This is a genomic window from Paracoccus sigandri (assembly GCF_003709565.1).
Classification (GTDB): domain Bacteria; phylum Pseudomonadota; class Alphaproteobacteria; order Rhodobacterales; family Rhodobacteraceae; genus Paracoccus; species Paracoccus siganidrum.
Genome location: NZ_QNRC01000005.1, coordinates 153593 through 163033, shown reverse-complemented (window position 1 = coordinate 163033; position 9441 = coordinate 153593). Strand labels below are relative to the sequence as shown.

At 69.7% G+C, this 9441-nt stretch carries 12 protein-coding genes; 3 read left to right on the top strand and 9 right to left on the bottom strand.

The annotated features are described in order from the left end of the window. Positions 1-72 precede the first annotated feature (72 nt). Genes flgA through C9E82_RS06230 form a run of 7 tightly spaced genes read right to left on the bottom strand, consistent with a single transcriptional unit; the run spans position 73 to position 3367 of the window. Entirely contained in the window at positions 73-489 is a 417-nt protein-coding gene (gene flgA, locus C9E82_RS06260; RefSeq protein ID WP_119897794.1) for a flagellar basal body P-ring formation chaperone FlgA, read from the bottom strand. After that, positions 489-1274: a flagellar basal-body rod protein FlgG gene (gene flgG / locus C9E82_RS06255; protein ID WP_119897793.1), complete on the bottom strand. Its 786-nt coding sequence runs from the start codon at positions 1272-1274 to the stop codon at positions 489-491. Before flgG ends, flgA begins: the two co-directional genes overlap by 1 nt. 11 nt (positions 1275-1285) lie before the next feature. Then, positions 1286-2002 (bottom strand): flagellar hook-basal body complex protein, encoded by a 717-nt coding sequence (locus tag C9E82_RS06250; protein ID WP_119897792.1) that lies wholly within the window; start codon positions 2000-2002, stop codon positions 1286-1288. Positions 2003-2005: 3 nt separating this feature from the next. Further along, positions 2006-2272 carry a flagellar biosynthetic protein FliQ gene (locus tag C9E82_RS06245; protein ID WP_119897791.1) on the bottom strand — a complete coding sequence of 89 codons (267 nt, stop codon included), beginning with the start codon at positions 2270-2272 and terminating at the stop codon, positions 2006-2008. 9 nt (positions 2273-2281) lie between these two features. Then, positions 2282-2566: a flagellar hook-basal body complex protein FliE gene (locus tag C9E82_RS06240; protein WP_119897790.1), complete on the bottom strand. Its 285-nt coding sequence runs from the start codon at positions 2564-2566 to the stop codon at positions 2282-2284. Between the two features lie 11 nt (positions 2567-2577). Beyond that, the gene (gene flgC / locus C9E82_RS06235; RefSeq protein WP_119897789.1) at positions 2578-2970 is read right to left on the bottom strand and encodes a flagellar basal body rod protein FlgC; all 393 of its coding nucleotides are present in this window, start codon (positions 2968-2970) and stop codon (positions 2578-2580) included. Positions 2971-2980: 10 nt separating this feature from the next. Continuing rightward, positions 2981-3367: a FlgB family protein gene (locus C9E82_RS06230; protein ID WP_119897788.1), complete on the bottom strand. Its 387-nt coding sequence runs from the start codon at positions 3365-3367 to the stop codon at positions 2981-2983. 97 nt (positions 3368-3464) lie between these two features. Between C9E82_RS06230 and C9E82_RS06225 the strand changes: the two genes are divergently transcribed. Next, positions 3465-4778: a FliI/YscN family ATPase gene (locus C9E82_RS06225; RefSeq protein ID WP_119897787.1), complete on the top strand. Its 1314-nt coding sequence runs from the start codon at positions 3465-3467 to the stop codon at positions 4776-4778. 136 nt (positions 4779-4914) lie between these two features. Then, on the top strand, positions 4915-5646 hold the full coding sequence (locus tag C9E82_RS06220) for a Crp/Fnr family transcriptional regulator (RefSeq protein WP_119897786.1): 732 nt from the start codon (positions 4915-4917) through the stop codon (positions 5644-5646). A 6-nt stretch (positions 5647-5652) separates the two neighbouring features. Here the strand turns inward: C9E82_RS06220 and C9E82_RS06215 are convergent, their stop codons facing one another. Together C9E82_RS06215 and C9E82_RS06210 are read right to left on the bottom strand one after the other, a co-directional pair. After that, the gene (locus tag C9E82_RS06215; protein ID WP_119897785.1) at positions 5653-6471 is read right to left on the bottom strand and encodes an extensin-like domain-containing protein; all 819 of its coding nucleotides are present in this window, start codon (positions 6469-6471) and stop codon (positions 5653-5655) included. Then, the gene (locus tag C9E82_RS06210) at positions 6471-7844 is read right to left on the bottom strand and encodes a L,D-transpeptidase family protein (protein ID WP_240643505.1); all 1374 of its coding nucleotides are present in this window, start codon (positions 7842-7844) and stop codon (positions 6471-6473) included. Before C9E82_RS06210 ends, C9E82_RS06215 begins: the two co-directional genes overlap by 1 nt. A gap of 218 nt (positions 7845-8062) precedes the next feature. On the opposite strand from C9E82_RS06210, the gene C9E82_RS06205 reads away from it, so the two are divergent. Continuing rightward, positions 8063-9388 (top strand): TRAP transporter large permease subunit, encoded by a 1326-nt coding sequence (locus C9E82_RS06205; RefSeq protein WP_119897783.1) that lies wholly within the window; start codon positions 8063-8065, stop codon positions 9386-9388. Positions 9389-9441 lie beyond the last annotated feature (53 nt).

Here is a 9441-nt window from a genome sequence, read left to right as displayed (position 1 = left end):
TGTCCGGCCGGACGCCGCGAGGGGGCCTCCGGGAGATCGTTCATTCGCAAGCCGTCCATGGCCGGCTGCCGTTCAGTTCAGCACGCTGAGCGTGCCGTCGGGGTTGACGCGGGCATTGACGGTGCTGCGCGATTCCAGGTTCAGCACGCGGATCACCTCGCCCGCCGCGCCCTCGGACATGGCGCGTCCCGAGGTCTCGATGCGCAGGGGGCCGCGCCGGAAGGACAGCCGCACGATCTGGTTGCGCGCAACAAGCCGCGGGGCCTGCAGCAGCGTCGACTGGATCGGGCGGCCCTCGTAGATCGTGATCCGGGTCTGCATCCCGATCGCCTGGGACGGATCCGCGAGGCCGGTCCGCTTGTCCTCGGCCATGCGCAGGTCCTCGGCGGTGATGACGGTTCCGGCGGGCAGGGTCCGCGCCGCGGTCACCACCGCCGCCCAGGCGGGAAGCGGCGCCAGAAGGGCCAGGGTCAGGATCAGCGCGCGCATCAGCGGATCTGCGTCGTCGCGCCAAGCATCTGGTCGGCGGCGGTGATGACCTTGGCGTTCAGCTCGTAGCCGCGCTGCGCCTTGATCAGCTCGGTGATCTCGCGCACCGCGTCGACCGAGCTTTCCTCCAGATAGCCCTGCCGCACGGTGCCAAGCCCGTCCTGGCCCGGAGAGGCGACCTGCGGGGCCCCCGAGGCCGCGGTTTCAAGAAACAGGTTCGAGCCGATCGCCTCCAGCCCCTTCTGGTTGGTGAAGCCGGCCAGCGTGAACTGGCCCAGCATCTCGGGCTCGACCTGGTCGCTGAAATAGGCATAGACCTCGCCGCCGGCATTGATCGCGATCGAGCGCGCGTCGTCGGGGATGGTGATGCCCGGCACGACCGGATAGCCGTCCGAGGTCACGATCTGCCCGTCCGGCGACCGTTTCAGCCCGCCGTCGCGGGTATAGCCCGAGATGCCCGAGGGCAGGGTGACCTCCAGATAGCCGTCCCCGTCGATGGCGATGTCCAGGTCGCCCCCGGTCTGGGTCAGCGAGCCTTGGGCCAGGTTCACGCTGACGGCGGTCGGGCGCACGCCCAGGCCCAGCTGCACCCCGGCGGGGATGACCGTGCCGTCGGCGGCGGTGACGCTGCCGGGACGGACCGCCTGCTGGTAATGCAGGTCGGCGAATTCGGCGCGGCGGGCGTTGTAGCCGGTGGTGGACATGTTCGCGAGGTTGTTCGAGATGACCTCGACACGGGTCTGCTGCGCGCTCATGCCGGTGGCGGCGATCTGCAGGGCTCTCATGGCGGCTCCTTTCAGCGGGTCATGGAGGTGATCGCGTTGCGGATGCGTTCATCCTCGCGATCCAGAAAGGACTGGCCCAGCTCATAGGCGCGCTGGACCTCGATCATGCGGGTGATCTCGAAGACGGGGTCGACGTTGGATTCCTCCAGGAAACCCTGCCGGAGGCTGGCTTCCTCCAGCGGTTCCGGGTCGCCGTCCAGCTGGAACAGCGTGCCGCCGCGATGGTCCAGCCGGGCGCCCTCGGGGGCGGTGAACAGGCCGATGCGGCCGAAGGGGACGCCATTGGCCGACAGCGTGCCGTCGGGGCCGATATTGACGGCGCTGGCGCCGGGGGGGATCAGGATCGGCGCCTGGCCCTCGTCCAGCAGGCGGTAGCCCTCGGCGGTCATCAGCTCTCCCTCGGCCGAGGGGATGAAGGCGCCGGCGCGGGTCAGGCGGTTTCCGTCGGGCGTTTCGACGGCGAAGAACCCCTCGCCCTCGATGGCCAGGTCATAGGTGCCGTTCGTCTGCGTCAGCACGCCCTGGCGCAGGTCGATCAGCCGGCCGCGCGCATGGGCCATCGACAGTGTGGCGCCCCGGCGGTCCAGCGCGCCCAGATGTTCGGCGAAGATGACCCCCTCGCGGCGGAAGCCGGTGGTGTTCACATTCGCGATGTTGTTGGCGACGACGCCCATTTCCTTCATCAGGCCGGACTGGCGGGTCAGGGTGGCATAGATGGCGTTGTCCACGGGTCAGCCTCCGGAAATCAGCGGGATGATCTGGCCAAGGTAGAAATCGGCCAGCGCGGTGGTCATGAAGCTCATGGTGACCCAGAAGACGATCAGCATCAGGCCGACCTTCGGCACGAAGGTCAGCGTCATTTCCTGGACCGAGGTCAGCGCCTGGAACAGGCCGATGACGACGCCGGCGATCAGCGCGACCCCCAGCATCGGCGCCGAGATCCTGACGGCGATCAGCAGGGCCTGGCGCATCATGTCGAACAGCAGGGTCTCGTTCATGGCCGCGCCTCAGACCGGCATCCGCAGGATTTCCTGATAGGCCTCAACGACCTTGTCGCGGATGGCGACCACGGTCTCCAGCGCCAGCTCGGCCTCGGCGATGGTCTGGACCAGCCGGTGCGTCTCGACCTGGCCGGTCATGGCGCCGGTGGCGACCTGGTCGACCCGGTCCATCTGCCCGGCAAAGGCCTCGGCCGCCTGGCCCAGTTTCTGGACGGCATCGGAGGGGGCGCCGGGCGCGATGGCCGGGCGGGCGGCGGCATAGGCGTTGACGGCATTGATCTGGGTGATCATGGAAAATCCTTTCAGCGGCGCAGAAGGTCCATCAGGGCCGAACCCATCTGGCGCGTTTGTTCGAACATGCGAAGATTGGCCTCGTAGCTGCGGCTGGCCTCGCGGGAATCGGCGATCTCGACCACCAGGTCGACATTCGAGCCGAGGTAATAGCCGTCCTGATCCGCCATCGGATGCGACGGGTCGTGGATCCGCGGCAATTCGCGCTGGTCCAGCCGGGTGCGCGAGGCCTGGACCTCGCCCGAGGGGCGGCCGAAGCGGACGGCCTCCTCGAATGTGACCAGCTTGCGGCGATAGCCCGGCGTGTCGGTATTGGCGATGTTCTCGGCGCTGTGGCGCAGCCGTTCGCTCTGCGCGCGCATTCCCGAGGCTGCAAGCCGCAGCGGCGTGACGCGGTCGGTCATCGGCGCCCCCTCAGTTCCGGCGGCCGATGCTGGTGCGCATCATGTTCAGCGCCGAGCGGTAGATGCCGATCGACATCTCATGTTCGCGCCGGGTTTCGGCCAGCTTCACCATCTCCTCCTCCAGCGAGACCGAGTTGCCGTTGGGCGAGACGCCGGTTTCCGTCGCCACCTGCCGGGCGGCGGCGGGCGACCAGCCGGGCGTCGCGATGTGGCGGGCGCGGGTCTGGCGCGGTTCGGGCAGCGTGTCGCGATAGCGGGATGCGAAATCCTGGATGTCGCGGGCCTTGAATCCGGGCGTGTCGGAATTGGCGATGTTGCGGGCGACGACGACCTGCCGTTCGGCCGCATGGGCGGTCATGGCGCGGGCCATGCGCATCATTTCGATCTTTTCGAACACGAGGCTTCTCCTCATTGGCGATAACCGGGTCTTAACCCCAATTGGTTTAGAAACCGTTTCGTGCCGCGGAATTCGCGGCGGCCAGGAGGGCGGCGAAATGGATAAACTTGAATCGGTCGCGCATCGGATCCGGCGATTGCGCCCCGCGATCCGCTATGGGTGCGTGCGGTCGATCCGGGCCGGGCTGATCCGCATCGGCGGGCTGAACAGCCATGCCTCGGTGGGCGACAGGGTGTTGATTTCATTGCAATCCGGCGCGGTCGGGGGCGAGATCGTCGGCCTTGGTCCCGAGGATGCCGAGGTGCTGCCCGAGGGCGATACCGAGGGGCTTTCGGTCGGCGCCGACGCGCAGCTTCTGTTCGCGCCGACCATCGCGCCCTGCGATTCCTGGATCGGGCGAATCATCGACCCGCTGGGGCAGCCGCTGGACGGCCGGCCGCTGCCGCATGGCGTCTTTCCGCGCCCCTTCCGCTGCGAGGCGCTGCCCGCCGTGCGGCGCAAGCGGCTGGGGGCGCGGCTGGCGACCGGGCTTGCGGTCTTCGACACGCTGCTGCCGCTGGTCCGGGGCCAGAGGATCGGGCTGTTCGCGGGCTCGGGCGTCGGGAAATCGACGCTGCTGTCCAACCTGGCGCGCGGCGTCGAGGCCGATGTCGTGGTCATCGCCATGATCGGCGAACGCGGGCGCGAACTGCGCGAATTCGTCGAGAAGACGCTGGGTCCGGAAGGGATGCGGCGGGCGGTGATCGTGACCGCGACCTCGGACCGCTCGCCGCTGATCCGGCGCCGCTGCGCCTGGGCGGCCATGGCCGTGGCCGAGCATTTCCGAGACCAGGGCCGCCATGTGCTGCTCTTGGCCGATTCGATCACCCGCTTCGCCGAGGCGCATCGCGAGATCGCCCTGGCCGCCGGCGAGCCGCCCAGCTATCGCGGCTTTCCGCCCTCGGTCTCGAACCTGATCATGGCGCTGGCGGAACGGTCCGGGCCGGGGCTGGAGGGGGCGGGCGACATCACCGGCATCTTCAGCGTGCTGGTCGCGGGATCCGACATGGAGGAGCCGATCGCCGACATCCTGCGCGGCACGCTGGACGGCCATGTCGTGCTGGAGCGCAGCATCGCCGAGCGCGGGCGTTTCCCGGCGGTGGATGTGGTGCGCTCGGTGTCGCGCTCGCTGCCCGAGGCAGCCAGCGCCGAGGAAAACGCCATGATCGGCCGGGCGCGGGCGGCGCTGGGGGCCTATGCCGAATCGGAGCTGATGATCCGCGCCGGGCTTTATGCGCCGGGCTCGGATCCGCGGCTGGACGAGGCGGTGAAGCTCCATCCCCGGCTGGACGGTTTCGTGACCCGGCCAAGCCCCGGCATCGCCGACAGCTTCGCCGCGCTGGCCGAGGCGCTGCGCCTTCCCCCGCGCTGATGCCGGGCTGGCTTTCCATCGTGATTTGACAGAATAATTCTGGCGTCGATTGATGATTGTTAGCAGGGTTCCCTGACCCATTGCGTCCATATTGACGATTTGCAACTGTCCGCCCGCTGTCGGAAAGAGGATGGGAATGGCGATCACGGAATACTTCATTCGCTACCTTCAGCGCCGCGACAGGCTGACCGATTCGGATCTTTGCCGCCTGCACGCGATGAAGACCGAGCAGGTCCGCTTCGGTCCGGGCGAGGTGATCGTCCCGGCCGAGCGCCTGGCCGCGCGCAGCTGCATGATGCTGCGCGGGCTGTCGGCGCGGTCGCACCGGCTGGTCGGGCGGCCCGATGAACGGGTCATCACCGCGCTGCATGTGCCCGGCGATTTCGTCGATCTGCACGGTTTCGTGCTGGCCGGGCTGGAACATTCGGTCATCGCCGTCGGCTCGGCCGAGGTCGAGTTCGTCGACCACGAGGAACTGACCGAGATCACCGAGAACTTCCCGCATCTGACACGGCTTCTGTGGATGGCGACGCTGATCGATGCGGCGGTGCATCGGCAATGGCTGGTGGCGGCGGCCTCGCTGCGTTCCAGCGCGCATCTGGCGCATCTGCTATGCGAGATCTACACGCGGCTGAATGCCGTCGGCGCGGCCTCGGGCGGCAGTTTCATGCTGCCGCTGCTGCAGCGCGAACTGGCCGATATTCTGGGATATTCGCCGATCCACGTGAACCGGGCCGTGCGCGACCTGCGCGACCGCGGGCTGATTCGCTGGCACGGGGCCGAGGTCACGATCCTGGACTGGACCGGGCTTGCGCGGCTTGCGCGCTTCGATCCGACCTATCTGGACATGGAGCAGCTGAGCCGCTGAGGGCGCTCAGTCGCAAAGCCGCCAGCCGCTGGGGCGCGGGATGACGTCCAGGTGCAGGTGGTCGTCATGCGCCGCGTTCGAGCCCGGCCCCATGACGGTCGTGAACCACAGGCAGGCGGTGGCGCGGGCGGCGCGCTGGAAAGCCTCGTGGGGATCGCCGTCGCCCGCGCGCGGCTGCACCGGCAGCGGATCGCCCTGGTCGAAGCGGAAGGCCATGATGTCGATGGCATTGCCGAAGGCGTGTTCGGACAGCTCCGGCGTCTCGTCCCCGGTGCCCACGCGGGCGCGGCAGTCATAGGTGGTGCCAAGCTGCATGGCCTGCAGCCGGGGCGCGCCGGGCAGGGCCGCCGCCGCGGGCAGCAGGAAGTCGCGGGTCCAGAAGCCGAGCGCGCGCGCGGTGTCGCAGCGCATCACCGCGCCGCCCTCCAGCTCCACGCCGGGGATGACCTGCGTCACCAGGATCGGCCGGGCGATGCCGCAATCGGCGATTTCGGGATCGGTCAGCGGCGGCTGTTCCTCGTAGCGCGTGCCCAGCAGCGACAGCGACAGCCGGCAGGCCGCATATTCCGCGTCGCTTTCGCGCAGTTGGAAATGTCGGGGCGGCATCGGCGGGCCGAAGCTTTCGCGCGTTTCGGTGTCCTCCGTCTCCTCCGGGAGTTCGTCGGGTCGTGCGGCGGGGGTGGGCGGTTCCGGCGCGGCTTCCTCGACCGGGGCATCGCTGGCCGGCGCCTCCGGGCGCTCCGGCGGCCGGTCCTCGCCCGGCGGTTCCTGCGCCGCGGCGATGCCGGCGCAGGCGACCAGGACCAGCGCCAGGCCGCGCGCCATCACGGCAGCTGGCCTTCGGCCGGGGGCAGCGCCTCGATGGGCAGCGCGTCGGTCAGCGCCTCCATCAGCCGGTCGATCTCGGGATTGGGCTCGCCCAGGGGCGCCAGCTGGTCGGCCAGTTCCTCGGTCGTGTCCTCATACATCGGGCTGTCGGGCATGGGACTGTCAGGCATCGGGCTGGCGGGCATCGGGCTGTCGGGGGCCGGGGCGGCGTTGGCCGGGGCCGTCTGGGGCAGCGGCTGCGAGGGCGCGACCGGAACGGCCTCGTCCTGCGCCACCGCCGCGCCGGGCGTGTCGGGCAGCGGCTGGGTAGCCTCGGGCTGCGGCAGGGTCATCTCGGGCGTGGCCACGGGCGGCTGGGTGACGCCGGTCACGTCGGCGATGGTCACGCCGGGTTCCAGGAATTCCACCGTCGTCACGCCGGGCTGGACCATGCGCGCCAGCTCCTCTGCGTCCCAGTTGGTCAGCCGCACGCAGCCGTTGGACTGGTTGCGGAACAGCTGCGAGGGCGTGGGCGTGCCGTGGATGCCGTAGCTGGGCTTCGACAGGTCGATCCAGACCGTGCCCACCGGCCCGTTCGGCCCCGGCGGGATCAGCAGCGGCCGGTCGTTGTCGCCCTGCTTGAAATTGCGCGCCGGGTTGTAGGTATAGTTCGGGTTCATCGCCACCGTGACCACCTTGTGATCGCCCGAGGGCGAGGGCGTCGCGTCCGAGCCCACGGTCGCGGGATAGTCCACGATCATCTGGCCCTTCGCATCATAGGCCGCCACCCGGCGGGTGGCCTTGTCGACGATGATCCGCGTGACCTTGGCCCGCAGCGGCGGCGCGGGCACCGTCACCTGGATCGTCGCGCCCGGCACCAGCTCGACGCCGGGATTGAGGAAATGGATGAACTTCTCGTCCATGTGGAAACGCTCGCCCAGCTTCTCGGCGATGCTGGTATAGGCCATGGCGGACATCTTGGCCTTTTCCGCGTAATCGGCCGGGATCGCATCGACCAGGCCCTGCGCGTCCTCGGGGGTGATCGTGTATTCCATGGTCAGCGGCGCGCCGATATAGGCCTGCAGCAGATTCCAGACATGCGGGTCCATCCGCCCGTCCATCGGCAGGCCGGCGCGGCGCTCGAAGGCCATGATCGCGCTTTCGCTCATGCCGCCGCGGAATCCGTCGATCACGCCCGGCGACACGCCCGAGCGGTCCAGCAGCACCTGCACCTTCGCCGTCAGCGCCGACCGCCCCGAGGGCAGGTCGCCGCCGTCATATTGCGCCGCCTCGATATCGGCGGTGGTGAAGGGCGTGTCGGCCAGGGCGGCGGGGGCTGCGGCAAGGCTCAGCAGAATGGCCAGCGATGAGAGATGGCGGCGAAGCGGCATGAGGGTCTCCGGGGTCCTGATCGCCTGCAGCATCCACGCTGCGGCGGCAATGCGCCAGATAGCCTGTGGGTCACGTTTCGGTCAATTCCACGTTGTAGCCCCTCCGGGCGACCTCTATTCAGGGGGTTGCAACAGGGGAGGGCAGGCATGACCCGCAAGCCGGCGCTTGCGACAGATGGCGGCGGCCCAGGCGGTCCAGGCGCCGGGGGGCGCACCGGATGACGCCGGGGGTGATCGGTTTCGGGGCGCTGGTGGTGGCGGGACTGCTGATGGCGATCCAGCTGCCGGTGGCGGCGGTGCTGGCCGCGGTCGCGGTCCTGGCCGGGCTGCTGATGCAGCTGTCGCTGGCCGGCGGCGCGCTGATGCCCGCGCTTCACGCGACCGGCGCCGGGCTGGTCGCGGACGCCTCGACGCTCATGCTTCTGCCCGAGATCTGGGCGCTGCCGCTGGTCGTGATCCTGGGCAACCTGGCCTTCTATGGCGGCATCGCCACGCGGATCTACGACGCGGCGGCACTGTGGCTGCGCGGGGTGCCCGGCGGGCTGGCTATGGCCGCGATCCTGGGCTGCGGGGGCTTTGCGGCGATGACCGGGTCCTCGGTCGCCTGCGCCTCGACCATGGGCCGGATCTGCGTGCCCGAGATGCTGAATCGCGGCTATGATCCGCGGCTGGCGACGGCCTCGGTCGCGGTGGGCGGCACGCTGGGGGCGCTGATCCCGCCATCGGTGCTGTTCGTGCTGTTCGGCCTGCTGGCGGGTGCGCCGGTGGCGGCGCTGTTCCTGGCCGGGCTGCTGCCGGGGCTTCTGACCCTTGCCGCGGCGCTGCTGGCGGTGATGCTGTGGCTGCGCGGCGATCCGGGCGCGGGGCCGGCCTTCGACGACGCCCCGCCGCGCCGGGTCGAGGCCGCCCGCGCGCTGTGGCCGGCGCTGCTGCTGCTGGCGGTGCTGGTCGGCGCGATCCTTGCCGGGCTGGGCATCGTCGCCGCGCTGGCGATCTGCACGGCGCTGGCGCTGGCGACCGGCATCACCGCCCATCGCCTGACCGGCGCGGTCCTGTGGCTGGCGCTGCGCGAAAGCGCGATGCAGCTGGCCCAGCTGCTGCTGTTCCTGATCGCCGCGCGGCTGTTCTACGGCGTGATGCAGCTTGGCGGGCTGGGCGAGATGCTGGCCGCCTGGGTGACGGGGCAGGGGCTGTCGGTCATCGCGGTGATGATCGCGCTGTCGCTGGCCTGCCTGGTCCTCGGCGCCTTCATCGAGCCGGCGGGCGTCCTGTCGCTGGTCCTGCCGCTGCTGCTGCCGCTGGCCCTGGCGATGGACATGAACCTGATCTGGGTCGGCGTCATCCTGGTCAAGCTGCTGGAGATCGGGCTGATCACGCCGCCCGTCGGGATGAACGTCTTCGTGATCGGCAATGTCACCCCGAATGTCCGCGCCGACCGGGTCTTTGCCGGCGTCGCGCGCTTCATCGGCCCCGACATGCTGGTCCTGCTGGTGCTGATCCTGTTTCCGGCCATATCCCTGCTGCTGCCGGGGCTGATCCGTTGAAGGTGGCGCCGATGGTCCTGCCCTGCGGCCCTTTCCCTGTGGCGACGGCTGGC

What these genes read in the sequence shown, in the direction of transcription:
- C9E82_RS06220 (WP_119897786.1), top strand. Translation starts at nt 4,915, where the DNA reads ATGGCGATCACGGAATACTTCATTCGCTACCTTCAGCGCCGCGACAGG.
- flgG (WP_119897793.1), bottom strand. Translation starts at nt 1,274, where the DNA reads ATGAGAGCCCTGCAGATCGCCGCCACCGGCATGAGCGCGCAGCAGACC.
- C9E82_RS06205 (WP_119897783.1), top strand. Translation starts at nt 8,063, where the DNA reads ATGACGCCGGGGGTGATCGGTTTCGGGGCGCTGGTGGTGGCGGGACTG.
- C9E82_RS06225 (WP_119897787.1), top strand. Translation starts at nt 3,465, where the DNA reads ATGGATAAACTTGAATCGGTCGCGCATCGGATCCGGCGATTGCGCCCC.
- flgA (WP_119897794.1), bottom strand. Translation starts at nt 489, where the DNA reads ATGCGCGCGCTGATCCTGACCCTGGCCCTTCTGGCGCCGCTTCCCGCC.
- C9E82_RS06210 (WP_240643505.1), bottom strand. Translation starts at nt 7,844, where the DNA reads ATGCCGCTTCGCCGCCATCTCTCATCGCTGGCCATTCTGCTGAGCCTT.
- C9E82_RS06240 (WP_119897790.1), bottom strand. Translation starts at nt 2,566, where the DNA reads ATGATCACCCAGATCAATGCCGTCAACGCCTATGCCGCCGCCCGCCCG.
- C9E82_RS06245 (WP_119897791.1), bottom strand. Translation starts at nt 2,272, where the DNA reads ATGAACGAGACCCTGCTGTTCGACATGATGCGCCAGGCCCTGCTGATC.
- C9E82_RS06215 (WP_119897785.1), bottom strand. Translation starts at nt 6,471, where the DNA reads ATGGCGCGCGGCCTGGCGCTGGTCCTGGTCGCCTGCGCCGGCATCGCC.
- flgC (WP_119897789.1), bottom strand. Translation starts at nt 2,970, where the DNA reads ATGACCGACCGCGTCACGCCGCTGCGGCTTGCAGCCTCGGGAATGCGC.